We start from the raw sequence: 18,209 nt of genomic DNA, 5'->3' as shown, positions 1-18,209 counted from the left end.
CGATGATGAACCTCGCTGAGTATCGCACGCGCAACAGCCGCCTTGCCGATTATCTGCCCTGGGCCGCGCTGGTCGAAAAAGGCGTGGTGCTCAACAAGGATGGCAGTTTCCAACGCACGGCCCGTTTCCGCGGACCGGATCTCGACAACGCCGTTCCGGCCGAACTCGTCGCCGTCACTGGCCGTCTCAACAATGCCTTCCGCCGTCTCGGCTCCGGATGGGCGATCTTTGTCGAGGCACAGCGCCATGCCGCCAATCACTACCCCGACAGCAGATTTCCGGATGCGGCCTCCGCACTGGTCGATGCAGAACGCAAGGCGAGTTTTGAAGAAGCCAGCGCGCATTTCGAGTCCAGCTACTTTCTGACTTTCACCTATCTTCCGCCCGCCGAAGATTCTGCTCGCGCGGAACGCTGGCTGTTCGAAGGTAGGGAGACCAATGGACTCAACCCGCGCGAAGTGCTGACCGGTTTCATCGATCGCACCGACCGTATCCTCCAGCTGATCGACGCCTTCATGCCCGAATGTTCCTGGCTCGATGATGCCGGAACACTGACCTATCTGCATTCGACGGTCTCGACCAACCGCCACACTGTTCGCGTGCCGGAGATGCCGGTCTATCTCGATGCACTTCTCGCGAACCAGCCGCTCGCCGGCGGTCTGGAGCCGAGGCTCGGACACTCGCATCTGCGTGTTCTGACCATTACCGGTTTTCCGACTGTGACGACGCCGGGCCTGCTCGACGATCTTAACCGACTGGCCTTTCCCTATCGCTGGTCGACCCGCGCGATTCCGTTGGACAAGATGGACGCAACAAAACTCCTGACCCGAATCCGCCGCCAGTGGTTCGCCAAGCGCAAATCCTTAGCTGCGATCCTGAAGGAGGTGATGACCAACGAGCAGTCGGTGTTGGTCGATACCGATGCCGCCAACAAAGCGGCCGATGCCGACCTGGCGCTGCAGGAACTCGGCGCCGACCATGCCGGTATCGCCTATGTCACGGCAACGGTCACGGTCTGGGATGCCGACAGCAAGGTCGCGGACGAGAAGCTGCGGCTCATCGAAAAGGTTATCCAGGGCCGCGATTTCACAAGTCTGCCGGAGACCCTCAATGCGGTGGATGCCTGGCTTGGCAGCTTGCCGGGCCACGTCTATGCCAATGTCCGCCAGCCACCAATCTCCACCCTCAATCTCGCCCACATGATCCCCTCAAGTGCTGTGTGGGCGGGGCCGGAGCGGGACGAGCATCTTTCGTCTCCTCCCTTGCTCTATGGCAAGACGGAAGGCTCGACCCCGTTCCGGTTTTCCTTACATGTCGGCGATGTAGGCCATACGCTGGTCGTCGGCCCGACAGGGGTGGGCAAATCCGTCCTTTTGGCGCTGATGGCGCTGCAGTTCCGGCGATACAGGAACTCCCGGGTGTTCGCCTTCGATTTCGGGGGATCAATCCGGGCAGCGTGCCTCGCCATGGGTGGCGACTGGCATGATCTCGGCGGCGGCCTCACCGAAGGCAGTAGCGTGTCGCTGCAGCCTCTTACCCGGATCGATGCCGCCACTGAGCGCTCCTGGTCCGCCGACTGGATCGTCGCCATCCTCATGCGTGAAGGCGTTACGGTCAACCCGGACGTGAAGGAGCATATCTGGACGGCGCTGACATCGCTTGCCTCCGCGCCGATAGACGAACGGACGCTCACTGGACTTTCCGTCCTGCTCCAGTCCAATGATCTCAAACAGGCCCTGCGTCCCTACTGCATCGGCGGCGCCCATGGCCGCCTGCTCGATGCGGAAAGCGAGCAACTGGGATCAAGCAGCGTCCAGGCCTTCGAGACCGAGGGACTGATCGGCACGGGTGCGGCACCTGCCGTGCTTGCCTATCTGTTCCACCGGATAGAGGACCGGCTCGACGGATCGCCGACGCTGATCATCATCGATGAAGGCTGGCTGGCGCTCGACGACGAGGGATTTGCGGGCCAACTCCGGGAATGGCTGAAGACGCTTCGCAAGAAGAACGCCTCCGTCATCTTCGCCACGCAGTCGCTGTCCGACATCGATGGCTCGGCCATTGCACCCGCGATCATCGAGAGCTGTCCGACGCGGCTCCTGCTGCCGAATGAACGCGCGATCGAGCCGCAGATTGCCGGCATCTACCGTCGTTTCGGTTTCAACGATCGGCAGATCGAGATCCTCGCACGGGCGACACCCAAGCGCGACTACTACTGCCAGTCCCGGCGTGGCAACCGGCTCTTCGAGCTGGGCCTGTCCGAAGTCGCCCTGGCCCTTTGCGCGACCTCCTCGAAGACCGATCAGACAGCCATCGCCCACATCCTCGCGGATCACGGCCGTGAAGGTTTCCTCGATGCCTGGCTGCGCCACCGCAGCCTTTCCTGGGCAGCCGACCTCATCCCCGACCTCACCAACCTGGAGACCTCCTCATGACATTCCGCCGATCCCGCGCAGTTGTTGCGGCCGCCGCGCTCCTTACCATTCCCGCATTGGGCTCCGTCGCCTTTACCCCGCCGGCCCATGCCTGGCGGGTCGTGTTCGATCCGTCGAACTATGCCCAGAATGTGCTGACGGCGGCGCGAACACTGGAGCAGATCAACAACCAGATCGTCCAGCTTCAGAACGAAGCCCAGATGCTGATCAACCAGGCCCGCAATCTCGCCAGTCTGCCCTATTCGGCTCTGCAGCAACTCCAGCAATCCGTGCAGAGGACGCAGCAGCTTCTCCAGGAAGCTCAGAACATCGCCTTCGACGTCCAGCAGATCGACCAATTGTTCCAGCAGCACTATGGCAACATCGACCTGAGCGCGACCGATCAGCAGCTGATCGCCGGTGCGCGCAGCCGCTGGCAGAACACGGTCGGCGGATTGCAGGACGCCTTGCGCGTTCAAGCCGGCGTCGTCGGCAATATCGAGACCAACCGGGCCCAGATGTCTGCCCTGATCGGACAGAGCCAGGGCGCGACCGGCGCGCTTCAGACGGCCCAGGCCGGCAACCAGCTTCTGGCGCTTCAGGCCCAGCAGCTTTCTGATCTCACGGCCGTGGTCGCCGCCAATGGCCGGGCGATCGCGCTAACCGAAGCGGAACGGACGGCTGCAGCCGAACAGGGCCGCATCCAGCGCCAGCGTTTCCTGACGTCGGGCGCCGGCTACCAGCCCGGCAACGCGCGGATGTTCAACAACTGATTTTTGGGGAGGTAGTCTTCATGGACGGCAAGATGCTGGCCCGGCTGGCAGCAATCGTCTTCGTGGCGATCGCCATCACCGCAAGCCTGATCGAGATATCCCGCAAGGACGAGCCGGTGCCCAAGCTGACCGCGCCGGCTGCACAGCTTTCTGACGATCCTGCGCGTGCCGATCTGCGCCGCTGTCAACAGATGGGCAGGGCTGCGCTCGATGACGAAGACTGTCTGAAGGTCTGGCAGCAGACCCGCGACCGGTTTCTCGGCCGGGGTCCTAAAACCGGCGAGGGACGTTGATCCATGGGCGGCACGGGTGTCATCGATAATTTCCTTGGGGTCTTCACCAGCTACATCGACAGTGGCTTCGGTCTGCTCGGAGGTGAGGTGGCGTTCATTGCGACAACGCTCATCGTCATCGATGTGACGCTGGCCGCGCTCTTCTGGTCCTGGGGTGCCGAGGACGACATCATCGCCCGTCTGGTAAAGAAAACGCTGTTTGTCGGCGTCTTCGCCTATCTCATCGGCAACTGGAACAGTCTCGCACGGATCGTCTTCGAGAGCTTTGCCGGTCTCGGCCTGATGGCCTCCGGCACCGGGTTTTCCGCGGCCGATCTGACGCGTCCGGGCAAGGTGGCACAGGTCGGCCTCGATGCCGGAAGGCCGCTGCTGGAATCGATTTCCGACCTGATGGGCTGGGTCGCCTTCTTCGAGAACTTCATTCAGATTGCCTGCCTGCTCTTTGCCTGGGCGCTCGTTATCCTGGCCTTCTTCATTCTCGCCATCCAGCTCTTCGTCACCCTGATCGAGTTCAAGCTGACAACCCTGGCTGGCTTTGTGCTCATTCCCTTTGGGTTGTTCGGCAAGACCGCATTTCTGGCTGAGCGCGTGCTCGGCAATGTCATCTCTTCCGGCATCAAGGTGCTGGTCCTTGCCGTCATCATCGGCATCGGTTCGACGCTGTTCGCGCAGTTCACCGCTGGCTTCGGCGGTGTCACGCCGACCATCGACGAGGCGATGGCCGTGGTGCTTGCGGCCCTGTCCCTGCTCGGTCTCGGGATCTTCGGTCCGGGCATTGCAAACGGTCTCGTCTCCGGTGGGCCGCAACTCGGTGCCGGGTCCGCCGTAGGCACTGGCCTTGCGGTCGGCGGTGCTGCCGTCGCCGGAGTTGGGGCCGCCGGGCTGGCCGCCCGAGGAGGTGCTCTTGGGCTTTCCGGAACCGCGGCTGCCGCGCGAGGCGGTGCTGCCGTCGCGGGTGGAGCCTCGACTGCCTTTACCCTCGGGTCGGCCGGACAGTCGGGGGTTGCCGGTTTCGCTTCCGGCGTTGGCGCTGTGGCAAGTGTTGGGGCGCGAGCCGCGGCATCGCCGCTCAAAAGACTGCAGTCAAAGGCGGCGGAAAGTTTTCAGGCGAGCCACCAATCCGGAGCCCGGACAGCCTACGAGGCAACGGGCGGCACGATTGGCAACACAGGTGGTTCGGACGCATCGTCTGCATTTCCGAGTCCCGCATCGCCTCCTTCTGCCGATGGCCCGCCTGCCTGGGCAAGGCGCATGAAGCGTTCCCAGCAACTTTCCCACGGTGTTTCCGCTGCTGCCCATGCCGTCCGCTCGGGTGACAGTCACGGTGGCGGCGCTTCCATCAATCTCCAGACAAGCGATCGCTCATGAGCCTCTTCAAACGATCTACCGTTCACTACGGCAAATCCCCGGAACCCGTCACGCCCTATCAAAAGGCCGCCCAGGTCTGGGACGAGCGCATCGGCTCGGCCCGCGTCCAGGCAAAAAACTGGCGGCTGATGGCTTTCGGCTGCCTCATCCTCTCCGGTGGCTTCGCCGCAGCACTCATCTGGCAGTCGGTCAACGGCTCTGTCGTGCCCTGGGTGGTGCAGGTGGACAAGCTGGGCGAGGCGCAGGTGATTGCGGCTGCCAACGCCGATCATGAACCGTCGGATCCACAGATCGCGTTCCATTTGGCGCGGTTCATCGAAAAGGTCCGCAGCATTCCGGCCGATGCCATCATCGTCCGGCAGAACTGGCTCCGGGCCTATGAGTTCACCACCGACCGCGGGGCGCTCGCCCTCAACGATTACGCACGCTCAAACGATCCTTTCGCTAAGGTTGGCAAACAGCAGGTCGCGGTCGGGATTTCCAGCGTCATCCGCGCCTCCCCCGGAAGTTTCCGCGTCGCCTGGACGGAGCGGCATTACGAGAACGGTCAGCTTTCCGCCACAGAGCGCTGGACCGCGATCCTGACCATCGTCATCCAGCCGCCCCGCGATGCAGCACGGCTGCGGGCCAATCCGCTCGGCATCTATGTCAACGCCATCAACTGGTCGCGGGAGATGGGGCAATGACGACGGCTTTCCGTAAACCCGCGTTTCCGGCCTTCCGGAACGCCGCAAGTGCGGCTTTGCTTCTTTGTGCAACGACCCTGGCGGGCTGCACCACCTACAAGCCTCCACAGATCAGCTACGACCAGACTGTACCACCCCTGCCGGCAGTGCCCAAAACGGTAGGCGATGAGCGGCCAAAACCCCTTCATGTGCCGCCAGCCTGGACGCCGGCAAAAGGTGGCAAGGCGGCAAAAACGTCAACCGGCAGGATCGAGAATGCCAATACGGCCGCGCGCGTCGAGCCGCGTCGCGAAGGCTACTACAATGCCATCCAGATCTATCCCTGGTCGGAAGGTGCGCTCTATCAGGTCTATACGGCTCCCGGCAAAATTACGGACATCGCGCTGGAACCGGGGGAAGCCCTGACGGGCGCCGGCCCGATCGCGGCCGGCGACACCGCCCGCTGGATCATCGGGGATACGACCAGCGGCTCAGGCGAGGAGCCTCAGGTCCACATCCTCGTCAAACCGGCGCGTCCGGACATTGAGACCAATCTGGTCGTCACCACCGACCGGCGGGTCTACAGGATTGAGCTGCGGTCAGGTGAGGGCTCCTATATGCCCGCCGTCGCCTGGAATTATCCGCGGTCTCCGTCTTCACAGCGACCCGTCGTCCCGGCAACGCCGCGCATTCCGGCGCTCGCGGCACGGAACTATCGCTATGGTCTCACCGGAGACACTCCGCCCTGGCGCCCGGTCTCCGTCTATGATGACGGAAGGCGGGTCTATGTCGAATTCCCGGGCGGCATCGTCCAGGGGGAGATGCCACCGATCTTCGTTCTCGGGCCTGAGGGCAACCCGCAAATCGTCAATAGCCGCGTCTACAGGAACATCCTGATCGTAGACCGGATTTTTGGAGCAGCCGAACTCCGGCTGGGCAGTGGCAAGCATCAGCAGACGGTCAGGATCGTTCGGACGGATGGAAAACGCTATGGCCTGACGGAGGACCAAAATGCTGGGGTCTCCTCAGAGCCGACAACGATCGATGCTGGAGGTGAGGGGGCATGAGCGGTCCGGAGCAGAAAACGGAAGATGGCGATCCGCACACGAACGCTGATGTCAGGGCGGCAATGCGCCTGCGAGCCGATCCGCCACGGGTGACGCGACTCTCGCGCAAGGTGCTGGCAGGGGTTGGATTTGTCGCTTTGCTTGGCATCGGAAGCGCCTTGATCTACGCGCTTCAGGCACCGGACCGAAACGGTGAAGGTGAGGAGTTGTTCTCGACGGAAAATCGCAACACAGCCGACGGGCTGAGCACGCTGCCGAGCGACTATACCGGCCCGGTTCTCGGACCGCCCTTGCCGGGAGATCTTGGTCGGCCGATCCTCAAGGCTCAGGAGCGCGGACAGCCGGTCGTGCCTCCAGCGATCCAGACTCCCACGCTCGATGAGCAGGAACAGCGCCGCCTTGCCGAGGAAGAGGCTGCCCGCACCAGCCGCGTTTTCTTCCAGACGGGACAGGCGGCATCAAGTAGTGCAGGGCTCGGCGCAGTGCCGTCGATCGGCGGCAGTGCTCCAGGTGGAGTAACTGCACAAGACAGCAATACCGCATTCCTGAGGGCCTCAGTGGACCGTCGGACCACGGCAACCGATCGCGTGACGGCGCCGGCGTCGCCTTATGTACTGCAGGCCGGATCCGTTATCCCGGCCGCACTCATCACCGGGATCCGTTCCGACCTACCTGGGCAGATCTCTGCCCAGGTCACCCAGCACGTTTATGACAGCCCCACCGGAAGACTACTGCTGATTCCGCAGGGGACCCGCATCATCGGCGAATATTCCAACGATGTCGGCTTCGGCCAGCGCCGCGTCCTGCTCGTCTGGAACCGACTGATCTTCCCGAACGGCCGGTCCGTCGTGCTCGAACGCCAGCCGGGAGCGGACACGCTTGGGTTCGCCGGCCTGGAGGATGGTGTCGATTACCACTGGTGGGATCTGGCCAAGGCGGCCGGACTGTCGACGCTGCTCAGCGTCGGTGCGGAACTGGCTGCAAGTGACGACGACCGCCTGGTTCAGGCGATACGCGAAGGCGCTCAGGACACGATCGACGATGCCGGGCAGCAGATCGTCCAGCGTCAGTTGCAGGTCGCACCCACGCTGACAATCCGGCCGGGGTTCCCGGTGCGGGTGATCGTCACCCGTGATCTTGTACTCGAATCTTACGGAGGTTGATCGTGGTGAAACTGAAGTTGGGACCTCTACCGGATGACAAGCCGGTCAAGGTGAGCATCGAACTGCCGGCGAAGCTGCATCGGGATCTGGTGGCCTATGCGGAGATACTCGGAAAGCAGAGCGGGCAGACCGTTGAGGGTCCAGCCAAGCTGATCGTTCCGATGCTGGAAAGGTTTATTGCCACGGATCGTGGGTTTGCGAAGGCGAGACGCGGGGGTGGTCGAGACCCCGATGAGCATGACAGTGTCCTTCCAGGAGAGCGGTAAAATTGGCCATATCTGGATTACGATTGTTGTCGCACCTATGGGCTGCACGACTGAGCCGTCATTGGCCATTCCCATGACGAAATTCGCGGCTGACTACACTGGGATAAGTAGTTCCAGGACTTGTTTCGGCTATCAGTTCGACCCAAAAATCAGCGCAGAAGGGTCTCTTTGAGTTTGGGGCCAGATCGTACCCACTTGGAGCGTGTCGCATTTGATCGAATTAGGGATTTTATTTGTTTTCACCAGTGTTTCCTGTGTGGATGTATGTGGACCCCGTCTGATTGCAACACCTGATCTGGTTGGCATCGAGTTTCGCAATCTCGATGCCGACATCAAGCACGACCTAACGCACCGATACGAGGAACTGAGTGCCCATTGCTGCAAGACGCCGTCGCGCTATAACAACGGCGTTGCCCATGAGAACGGGTTTAACGAAAGTGCTCACGGCCATCTCAAATGAGCGGTGCGCTCTTGATGCGGGGAAGTCCGAATTTCGATGATCTCAACAGCACGAGGTCGCGGCGAACGAACTCGACAGAATGGGGCCGATCGTCGCATTTGGCTGGCCGGAAACCAAGGGCGTTTTCATTGATCTCTGCCTGAACGTGCGATCGAAAGTTGTCGTCACCGACGATGACACAATCCCGAGGCCAGCAAACGGAAATCTGTTCCCGGATTAGCCGAAAATGTGACGACACGCTAACCCACATCAGCATGCATCGCCACCACTGCCGCTATGTTGTCAAACAGCTTCAAAGATGTGCGACGCCGTCAAACCCGGCACCAAACAGCTGCTGACAAGTCTCTTTTACCTGTCTGGCAACTTTATCGGGCCTGCCGCCTATTGCGCGCTCCAGCCAAACCCAGGAGGTCCCATGGACCATTCATCACATAAGCCGCTTCAAGCCGGCGAGATCATTGCCGCTAACGTCAAGGGCGCCAATATCTACGGAAGCGATGACAAAATGATCGGCAATGTCTCCGAGATGCTCGGCACCGGTCAGTACGCAAGGGCAGTCATTGAAGTTGGCGGCTTTTTCGGAATCGGGGTCAAGCAAGTTGACCTTGATGTGTCACGCATCGACTTCACGCGCGATGAAAACGGAAAAGTCCTTGCTCACACCAAGATGACCAAGGTCGAATTGAAAAACTTGCCGGAGCATCGAGGCTGATGTGTCAAAGACCAAAGCAACTGATCGGAACACTATCCGAAGCGCGGAAACACGCCGGAAAATGGCCTTCAGACACGAGCACAGGCGAACGAAATGGCAAAGGGCAAAAGCCGCCGCGGTAGAGAAGACAGAAAACCAAAGCAGAAAAAGACCAAACCTGTTCCGTTACCCTCGTTCAGCAAGGGTTTGCGCATCGAGACATCGCCGAAGACCAAAAAAGCCTGAACCGGATTTTGGCGGGGCGATTGCCGATCCAGGCGGGAATTGAACACTGCTTCCAATAACGCCCGCGTGAATGGGCCCAAGGTTGTGAATCGGCCCTGATGGTGCCGGCAGATGTCCCTGGCGTCGGTTTGCGTGCTGCCTCGGCATTTCTCCGCTCTATCTTCGGCAAAATTGTGTATCGGAAGTTCCTGATGATCATCGGGTTTTCCGGTTGGTTGCCGCTTCGACGGGCAAGCAAAGCCCCTTGGGACGATATCAATCCTGTCCGTGCAGAGATGTTTGGGGTTGAACGTCTCGAACAGCATGCAGCCAGTCTGGCAGAACAACAAGACGTCACGCGCAAGCCAGCGCGTGTTGTGTCGTTGCAGCGCCGACTGGAAGAAAATGCAATTGCCTTGTCAGCCACGCGCAAGACCTGCAATCTTGAACTTTCGGCCGGTCACCCGATTGTGCCTGCAGCCCAATGGTTTCTCGACAACTTTCACCAAGTCGCGGCGCAAATCGGCGAATGCCGCAACGATCTTCCACCCAGCTATTACCGAACGCTGCCAAAGCTCGCCGATGGTGCGTTTCGGGGCTATCCGCGTGTCTTCGGTCTTGTCTGGGCCTATGTCGCGCATACGGACAGTCATCTCGACGCAGCCGTGCTTTCCCTGTTTATCCGCGCCTATCAGCAAGTACAGCCCCTTACTATCGGTGAACTCTGGGCGGCTCCGATCACACTCCGGCTAGTCCTTCTGGAAAATCTCCGACGTCTCTGCGACCAGATCAGTTTGGGTCACAAACGGCGCCATGACGCCGACGAACTGGCAAACCGGATTCTGGGCGCGGGAAACGCGCAGCCCCACCCGCTTGCCTTCGTGAACGCTTGCCCGGATGGGCGCTTGTCAGAAGTCTTTGCAGCTCAACTGGCCAAGCGGCTCCGAGATTGCGATCCGCTCATCACTCCGGCCATCGGCTGGCTCGAGGATAGGTTGGCGGCACAGGCCAGTGACATAGATCTTGTCGTGCACCATGCACAGGAACGTCAGGGCGCCTCCAACGTCTCGGTACGCAACGTCATCACGAGCCTGCGCACAATTTCCGAGATGGACTGGCCGGATCTGTTCGAGGGTGTCAGCCTCGTCGATGCGAAGCTGCGGGAGCACGCCGGGTTTGCCGCAATGGATTTCGCCAGCCGCAATCTCTACAGAACGGCCATCGAGGATCTTGCCCGGCACTGTGATCACAGCGAAACAGAAGTGGCAGAGCTGGCGCTCGAGGCAGCTGGCGAAACGTCGGGGAGCGCTGGAACATCTTTCTCCGACGTGCAATCTCAGCGCCAAAGCGATCCAGGCTGGCACCTGCTCACTGAAGGGCGCGTGGGCTTCGAACGCCGGATGGGTGTTCGGCGAGACTGGTGGCACTGGATTCGCTTTCATCCCGGTCTCTCAGGGTATGCCGGAAGCGCCCTTGCCGTCACCCTTGGCTTGCTTGTGTTTGGCCTCTGGGCGGTTACAGGTCTTGCCAACGGCTCCGTGACGGGAGGGCTTCTGGTCCTGTGGGCAGCAGCAGCGCTGATCCCCGCCAGTACCGTCGCGCAAATTCTGGTGGATCGCCTGATCGGCTGGACCGTGCCCGCCACCGCCCTGCCGGGATTGGCGCTTGAAGACGGCATCCCAGCGTCGCTGCGCACCCTGGTCGTCGTGCCGACCCTCCTGACAAATGTCAGCGAAATGCACGAGCAGATCGAAGGACTAGAAGTTCATTACCTGTCAGGTACACAAGGGGATGTCACTTTCGCGCTTCTCACCGATGGCGTCGACGCCCCTGGCCAGAACATGCCAGGCGATGCGACACTGATCGCGCTGATCGACGAGGAGATGGCCAGGCTGAACCAGCTCTATGGTTCCGGCCCGTCGGGCGCGCGCTTTATGCATCTGCATCGCCAGCGCCGGTATAATCCGGTTGAGCAAGTCTGGATGGGATGGGAGCGCAAGCGCGGCAAACTGCAGGAATTGAACCGGCTCCTGCGCGGTGCCACAGACACCGACTACCGAACCCCTGCTGGCGGCACGCCGGCCGTTCCCCCTGACGTACAGTTTGTTTTGACCCTGGATTCCGATACACGGATGCCACGCGACACGGTGCGGCGGCTGATCGGCAAGATGGCACACCCCCTGAACCGTCCCGTTATCGACTCCGCCCTGGGCCGGGTACGCGCGGGTCACGCAATTCTGCAGCCGCGGGTCACACCCGCCCTGCCCGTCACGCGTTGTGGCACAGTCTTTCAAAATGCCACGTCCGGGTCTGGTGGAATGGACCCCTATGCCGCCGCAGCATCGGACATCTATCAGGATCTCTTCGGTGAAGGGAGCTTTACCGGCAAGGGCATTTACGACCTTGATGCATTCGAGACGGTGATGGCCGGGCGTGTCCCTGAAAACACCTTGCTGAGCCATGATTTGCTAGAGGGGATTTTCGCACGAGCCGGGCTTGCCTCGGACGTAGAACTCGTTGAAACCTTTCCGGACCGTCAGGACCTTGCCGCGCGCCGGATCCATCGCTGGTGCCGGGGAGATTGGCAGTTGCTCCCTTGGTTGGGACCGCGAGGCGGACTGGGTGCTCTGGGGCGGCTTAAGGTGCTGGACACACTGCGGCGCTCTTTGTTGGCACCTGCCACCCTGGGGGTGCTGGCACTCGGCTGGCTTCTACCCGGTTCAGCTGCTGTTTTGGCGACAGTGTTGGTGTTGGCAGTCCTGATGCTGCCGTCGTTTCTGCATGCGGCGGTTTCCGCTGTGCCGCACCGTACGGGACTGCATCTTCGTACGCATCTGCGTCTGATGCGCGAAGATCTGGCGCTGGCATTGCTGCAGACCGGACTAGCAACGGCATTTCTCGCCGACGCGACCTGGCGTTCACTCGATGCCATCATACGCACGCTTTGGCGGCTGCTCGTCTCCCGGCGACACTTGCTGCAATGGACCACCGCTGCCTCCCTCGCGGCGGCACCGCGCCCGGGTCTGCGCGGTTTCGCGAGTGCCATGGCGCCTGGCACTGCTCTGGGACTGACTATAGCCGGACTGGCGGCAATCGCCTCTCCGCCATCCCTGCCAATGATACTACCCTTCGCCGGGATCTGGCTGGCTGCGCCCTATATTGCCTTTCGGGTGAGCCAGGTTCCCAAGCCCCGGCCCGAGGAAGCGCCGACACCGCAAGACGCAAAGGCCCTGCGTCTGATCGCCCGCCGGACCTGGCACTTTTTCGAGACATTCGTCACCGCGGAAGACGGTCATTTGCCGCCCGACAATTTTCAGGAAAATCCCCACCCTTCGATTGCCCACCGCACCTCTCCCACTAATATCGGGCTCTATCTTCTGGCAACGGTGGCAGCGCGCGACTTTGGTTGGATCAGCCTTAAACAGGCTGCCGGTCGGATCTCCGCAACCCTTGGCACGATGGAAAACTTGCCGCGATGCAACGGGCATTTTTACAACTGGTACGATACTCGGGACGGCCGCGTCCTCGACCCTCCTTATATCTCTTCGGTAGACAGCGGCAACCTGGCCGGACATCTGATCGCACTGGCCAATGCGTGTGAGGAGTGGGCGGACGCGCCTGACCCTGACCTGCAACGCCAGGCCCGGGGGCTCGCCGATCTGCTGGATCTGTTGGAGATCGATGCAATCCGGGCCGGTGTGCCGGCCGATCCCTCCTTCCCTGCCACGATCCGGTCATTGCAGGAAAACCTGGCACAGGCCGAAATCGACTGGCCTGCCTTGCAACGCCTCGTGGCCGAAGCAGAAAACTCTGCCTGGACCAGCAGCCTGCCTGCCGCAGGTGCGGGCGTCTGGCTATCATTGTTGCGCGACGGGGTGGAAGAAGCGTCCGCCGACGCGGTGGTGTGTGGCACCAACCATGACGCCGCCGCCGCGCATCTGCGGCAGCTCGGAAAGGCTGCGCGCAGATTGGCGATGGAAATGGATTTCGCGTTTTTGCTGAACCCGGAGCGCAAATTACTCTCAATTGGCTATTCGGTGCACGAAAACGCACTCGACCCGGCCTGCTACGATCTCCTGGCCTCCGAGGCTCGCCTGGCAAGCCTGTTTGCCATTGCCAAACAAGATCTCCCTCTGCGTCACTGGTTCCGGCTGGGCCGCGCCTCCACTGCGGTTCGGGGTGGCACAGCGCTGGTTTCATGGTCTGGGTCGATGTTCGAATACCTGATGCCTGAACTGGTGATGCGCGAACCGGAAGGCGGTCATCTTGGACGCACCTGCCGCTTGGCCGTGGCACGCCAGATCGCTTATGGCAAGGCTCAAGGCGTTCCCTGGGGTATCTCGGAATCCGGTTTCAATGCGCGAGATTTGGAATTCACCTACCAGTATTCCCCCTTTGGCGTCCCCGGCCTTGGGCTGAAGCGCGGCCTTGCCGGCGATCTTGTGATCACGCCCTATGCCACCGGTCTCGCCACGATGCTCGACCCTGCCGCAGCGCGGCGGAATTACGACGAGATCGAAGAGGCGGAGGGACTTGGTGTCTATGGTTTCTATGAAGCGCTGGATTTCACCCCTAGCCGGGTGCTGCCCGGCCAGCGTTTGGCGGTGGTGCGAAGCTATATGGCCCATCACCAGGCCATGTCCATCGTGGCAATTGCCAACGCGCTGACAGGCGGACAAATGCGAGCACGCTTCCACCGCGAACCGATGATCCATGCCAGCGAACTGCTGCTACAGGAACGTCTGCCACGTGACATCGCCCGCACATTTCCCACGCTCGAAGAGCCCGCGGCGACGCTCAAGCAGTCTTCAGAACCCGAGCGTGGCCGACGGATAGCAGGTTGTCCAAGTGGTCCGCCCATCAGCCATCTCATGTCGAACGGACACTACGCTGTCATGCTGACTGCAGCCGGAGGCGGATATAGCCGATGGGGTGATATCGCCCTGACCCGCTGGCGCGAAGATGCGACACGCGACAATCAGGGCTCATTCCTGCACGTCCGGGATATTGCGGACGGTACGGAGCAGTACTTCGGCCCCTGCGGGGAAGGACCGGCAACGAACCAGCTGGATGTGCAGTTTTTCGAAGACCATACGACCTTCACTGCCAAAACGGGGCGGCTGGACACGTTGCTCGACATCCTCGTCTCGGGGGAAGCTGATGCTGAAGTACGCCGCCTCTCCATCACCAATTCAGGGCGTGACCCCTGCGAACTGGACGTGACATCCTATGTCGAGCTGACGCTGGCAACGCCTGCCTCCGAAAACGCACATCCCGCTTTTTCGCGGATGTTCGTCCAGACTGAGTTCCTTCCCGAATACGGTGCGTTGATTGGTTGGCGCCGCCGGCGCAATCCGGAGGAACCCGAAATCTGGGTTGCACAGTTTACGATTGTCGAGGGTAAGACAACCGCCGCCCTGCAATATGACAGCGACCGCGTCACGGCGCTCGGCCGTGACCGGGATCAGGCGCGCTCCCGGGCCACGACCGACCCGGCTCCCCTGGCCGGCCGCACAGGGACCGTGCTCGACCCGGTCTTCGCTTTCCGCAATAGGTTGCATATCGCGTCAGGCCATACCGCGCGGCTCATGGTCTGGATGGTTGCCGCCGAAAGTCGCGAGGCTCTGATCGACCTAATAGACCGGCACCACGACATTCATGCTTATGATCGTGCCCGTACGCTGGCGTGGACGCGAGCCCAGGTGCAATTGCGCCATCTTGGCATTTCGCCGGACGAGGCAGCTGATTTTCAGCGCCTTGCAGCTCCAATCCTCTATCACGATGGCCGATTTCGGCCCGCCTCTGCCGTGCTGGCCAAGGGCGCAGGGCGGCAGTCGGGATTGTGGCCACTGGCGATCTCCGGGGATCTGCCTATCGTTTTGCTGCGCATCGACGATCCTGCCGATATCGGGCAGGTCCGCGCCTTGCTACTGGCTCATGAATACTGGCTTGGCAAACAGCTGCCCGTAGATCTGGTCATACTCAATGAAAACCCTGCCTCCTATGTTCAGGATCTTCAGACGGCGATAGAATCCGCGCTGCGCAGCAGCCATTCCAGGCCACACAGCGGCCAGCAGCATATTCGTGGTGAGGTTTTCGCGCTTCGCTCCGATCTGATCGCACCGGAGACCCGCGCGCAGCTTCTGGCAGCCGCACGGGTGGTTCTTATGGCCCGTCACGGGCAAATTGGTGATCAGCTTGTCACGCTGCTGAAAGATCCGGACTTTTTCCGTGCCGAAGAGAGACTGGCAGAGGCACCTTCGGAACCGGCCGCGCACATCACTTCGACGGAAGCAGAGAAATCCGCAGCTTGCGAAACGTCAGCAGTTCCGCAGGCCGTTGGTGAAAGTCTCGAATTCTTCAACGGCACAGGCGGATTTGACCTGGATGGGCGGGAGTATGTGATCCGGCTTGGCCCGAACGACACGACCCCCGCACCCTGGATCAACGTTATTGCCAATCCCGGTTTCGGATTCCAGGTATCGGCGAGCGGAAGCGGATTCACGTGGGCCGAAAACAGCCGGGACAACCAATTGACGCCATGGTCCAACGATGCTGTGGCGGATCCGGCGAGTGAGGCCTTTTATGTCCGCGACGACGAAAGCGGCGTGCTGATTTCCCCGACCGCCGGTCCGTTGCGCAAGACACGGAATGGGTCCGGGGAAGAAACCGGATTGCATATCGTGCGGCATGGGTTTGGATACAGCAGGTTCGAACATCGGGCGGACGATATTGACTGCAATCTGGTGCAATTCGTTCCTCGCGAGGATCCGGTGCGGGTCTCTGTGCTGCGCTTGAGAAATACTGGCACAAAGACGCGGTATCTGAGCGTTGCCGCCTATTGCGAGCCGGTAATGGGGGTGTCGCGCGCCGCCTCAGCACCATTCCTGGTGAGTTCACGTGATGATGCAACCGGTGCCTTGCAGGTAAGAAATCCCTGGAATACCGTCTTTCCGGGTCGCGTGATGTTCGCCGGCCTTTTCGGCCCAGGTGCAGGCGTTGAAAGCTGGACAGGCGATCGCACCGATTTTCTCGGATCCGGCGGGAGCGCAGCTACCCCTTCGGCACTGCACCGACAGCCAGCTCTTTCGGGCCGGCTTGGTGCAGGGTTTGACCCCTGCCTGGCGCAAATGAAGGCCGTTGTGCTTGCCCCGGGTGAAAGCGTCGAGTTTTTGCATTTGCTCGGCCAATGCACCGATGCGGCGACAGTTGGCGCACTGGTCCGGCGCCTTCGCTCTTCAGATCCGCTCAAGATGCTGGCGGAAGTTCAAAAATATTGGGCCGAAACTCTGGGCGCACTCCAGATAGAGACACCTGACCGGGCGATGGACATCATGGTCAACGGCTGGTTGCCCTATCAGACTCTTGCTTGCCGGATCGAGGCGCGGGCGGCGTTCTATCAGGCGAGCGGTGCCTATGGCTTCCGGGACCAGCTGCAGGACAACATGGCGCTCACGTTGACACGGCCCGAGCATACCCGAGCCCACTTGCTGCGTGCCGCAGCACGTCAATTCCCCGAGGGCGACGTGCAGCATTGGTGGCTGCCGCATTCCGGACAGGGCGTACGCACGCGTATTTCGGATGATTGTGTCTGGCTCGGTCACGCGGTTGCCGCCTATGTTGCCAGCACGGGCGATGCAGCGGTGCTCGACGAACGTGTACCATATTTGGAGGGGCACCGCCTTTGCGAGAGCGAACATGAAGCCTTCTTCCTGCCCGACGAAGCAGGCGACGACGCGTCGCTATTCACACACTGCGTGCTCGGGCTGGACCGCGCCCTGACGCTGACCAGCCCGTTTGGTCTGCCACTGATCGGCACAGGCGACTGGAACGACGGCATGAATCGCGTTGGCGCCGAAGGCCATGGTGAAAGCATCTGGTTAGGCTGGCTTCTGCTGCAGGCACTGAAGGCTTTCATTCCGCTGGCCGAGCCGCGCGACCCGGAGATTGCACGACGTTGGCGAACGAGGGCCGAAGCCTTGCGCCAGTCCATAGAGAAAAATGGATGGGATGGGGACTGGTATCGCCGGGCGACTTTCGACGATGGCACCTGGCTCGGCACGGCATCTGCGCGCACCTGCCGGATCGACTCGATCGTGCAAAGCTGGGCGGTGCTGTCGGGCCAGGCCGATCCCGTGCGTGCAAAGCAAGCGATGGAGTCCTTCGACCGCCTACTTGTGGACCGCGAAGAAGGTCTTTCGTTGCTGTTCACGCCCCCATTCGGCACGGACGTTATCCCCGAGGACCACGATCCGGGATACATCGCCGCTTACCCGCCGGGCCTGCGCGAAAATGGCGGACAGTACAGTCATGCCGCAATGTGGGCGATCCTTGCCTGGGCAAAGCTGGGTCGTGGCGACCGCGCCGCCGAGCTGTTCTCGCTGGTCAATCCCATCAACCATACGCGCACGGCAGCAGCCGTACAGCGTTACAAGACCGAGGCTTATGCCGTGGCAGCCGACGTCTATTCCGTCGCGCCGCATATCGGGCGTGGTGGTTGGAGCTGGTACACCGGTTCAGCCGCCTGGATGTACCGCGCAGCGATCGAGGGCATCCTCGGCATTACCCGTGAGGGCAATCGCCTGCGCGTGGCACCCAATATCCCGGTGGACTGGTCAGGCTTTTCGGCACGTCTGAGAGTATCGGGCACCTTGTGCGAAATTCGGGTGGCCCACACTGAAGATGCCTTTGCCCGGCTTGACGGACAAGCAATCGCCGCAGGGTCAGAGGTGTTTCTGCCGCTCGACGGGACCTCTCATGATCTGGTTCTTGGCTTACACCACGTCGAGGCAGAGACACTTGCCGGGTAACAGGACCGGGTTTT

At 61.3% G+C, this 18,209-nt stretch carries 10 protein-coding genes and 1 pseudogene; all 11 read left to right on the top strand.

Going from position 1 to position 18,209, the window contains the following annotated elements:
• Positions 1 to 2 precede the first annotated feature (2 nt).
• The 11 genes and pseudogenes from trbE to ABIN98_RS02620 all read left to right on the top strand — a co-directional run bounded on the left by trbE (position 3) and on the right by ABIN98_RS02620 (position 18,195).
• Entirely contained in the window at positions 3 to 2,435 is a 2,433-nt protein-coding gene (gene trbE / locus ABIN98_RS02670; RefSeq protein ID WP_346907148.1) for a conjugal transfer protein TrbE, read from the top strand.
• A complete protein-coding gene (trbJ, locus tag ABIN98_RS02665) occupies positions 2,432 to 3,187 on the top strand; it encodes a P-type conjugative transfer protein TrbJ (protein ID WP_346907146.1) in 756 nt (251 codons plus the stop codon). The genes trbE and trbJ overlap by 4 nt, the downstream gene beginning before the upstream one ends.
• Positions 3,188 to 3,207: 20 nt before the next feature.
• On the top strand, positions 3,208 to 3,480 hold the full coding sequence (gene trbK-alt, locus ABIN98_RS02660; protein ID WP_346907144.1) for a putative entry exclusion protein TrbK-alt: 273 nt from the start codon (positions 3,208 to 3,210) through the stop codon (positions 3,478 to 3,480).
• A gap of 3 nt (positions 3,481 to 3,483) precedes the next feature.
• Positions 3,484 to 4,848 (top strand): P-type conjugative transfer protein TrbL, encoded by a 1,365-nt coding sequence (gene trbL, locus ABIN98_RS02655; RefSeq protein ID WP_346907142.1) that lies wholly within the window; start codon positions 3,484 to 3,486, stop codon positions 4,846 to 4,848.
• Complete coding sequence (gene trbF, locus ABIN98_RS02650) at positions 4,845 to 5,534, top strand: conjugal transfer protein TrbF (RefSeq protein WP_346907140.1); 690 nt, start codon at positions 4,845 to 4,847, stop codon at positions 5,532 to 5,534. Before trbL ends, trbF begins: the two co-directional genes overlap by 4 nt.
• Positions 5,531 to 6,580 (top strand): P-type conjugative transfer protein TrbG, encoded by a 1,050-nt coding sequence (trbG, locus tag ABIN98_RS02645; RefSeq protein WP_346907139.1) that lies wholly within the window; start codon positions 5,531 to 5,533, stop codon positions 6,578 to 6,580. Before trbF ends, trbG begins: the two co-directional genes overlap by 4 nt.
• A complete protein-coding gene (locus ABIN98_RS02640; RefSeq protein ID WP_346907137.1) occupies positions 6,577 to 7,743 on the top strand; it encodes a TrbI/VirB10 family protein in 1,167 nt (388 codons plus the stop codon). Before trbG ends, ABIN98_RS02640 begins: the two co-directional genes overlap by 4 nt.
• A gap of 2 nt (positions 7,744 to 7,745) precedes the next feature.
• A complete protein-coding gene (locus ABIN98_RS02635) occupies positions 7,746 to 8,009 on the top strand; it encodes a DUF2274 domain-containing protein (protein WP_346907135.1) in 264 nt (87 codons plus the stop codon).
• Between the two features lie 310 nt (positions 8,010 to 8,319).
• Positions 8,320 to 8,525 (top strand): annotated as a pseudogene (locus ABIN98_RS02630) (IS21 family transposase); the annotation flags it as partial.
• A gap of 242 nt (positions 8,526 to 8,767) precedes the next feature.
• Positions 8,768 to 9,181 (top strand): PRC-barrel domain-containing protein, encoded by a 414-nt coding sequence (locus ABIN98_RS02625; RefSeq protein WP_346907133.1) that lies wholly within the window; start codon positions 8,768 to 8,770, stop codon positions 9,179 to 9,181.
• 323 nt (positions 9,182 to 9,504) lie between these two features.
• Positions 9,505 to 18,195: a GH36-type glycosyl hydrolase domain-containing protein gene (locus ABIN98_RS02620; RefSeq protein ID WP_346907131.1), complete on the top strand. Its 8,691-nt coding sequence runs from the start codon at positions 9,505 to 9,507 to the stop codon at positions 18,193 to 18,195.
• The last annotated feature ends 14 nt before the right edge of the window (positions 18,196 to 18,209 follow it).

This window comes from uncultured Roseibium sp., assembly GCF_963675095.2.
In the GTDB taxonomy this organism is placed as follows: Bacteria; Pseudomonadota; Alphaproteobacteria; order Rhizobiales; family Stappiaceae; genus Roseibium.
This window is presented reverse-complemented; position numbering and strand designations above follow the sequence as displayed.

Bases quoted from the DNA above. Each gene is read 5' to 3' on its own strand.
- trbE (WP_346907148.1), top strand. From the start codon at position 3: ATGATGAACCTCGCTGAGTATCGCACGCGCAACAGCCGCCTTGCCGAT.
- trbJ (WP_346907146.1), top strand. From the start codon at position 2,432: ATGACATTCCGCCGATCCCGCGCAGTTGTTGCGGCCGCCGCGCTCCTT.
- trbK-alt (WP_346907144.1), top strand. From the start codon at position 3,208: ATGGACGGCAAGATGCTGGCCCGGCTGGCAGCAATCGTCTTCGTGGCG.
- trbL (WP_346907142.1), top strand. From the start codon at position 3,484: ATGGGCGGCACGGGTGTCATCGATAATTTCCTTGGGGTCTTCACCAGC.
- trbF (WP_346907140.1), top strand. From the start codon at position 4,845: ATGAGCCTCTTCAAACGATCTACCGTTCACTACGGCAAATCCCCGGAA.
- trbG (WP_346907139.1), top strand. From the start codon at position 5,531: ATGACGACGGCTTTCCGTAAACCCGCGTTTCCGGCCTTCCGGAACGCC.
- ABIN98_RS02640 (WP_346907137.1), top strand. From the start codon at position 6,577: ATGAGCGGTCCGGAGCAGAAAACGGAAGATGGCGATCCGCACACGAAC.
- ABIN98_RS02625 (WP_346907133.1), top strand. From the start codon at position 8,768: ATGTGCGACGCCGTCAAACCCGGCACCAAACAGCTGCTGACAAGTCTC.
- ABIN98_RS02620 (WP_346907131.1), top strand. From the start codon at position 9,505: ATGGTGCCGGCAGATGTCCCTGGCGTCGGTTTGCGTGCTGCCTCGGCA.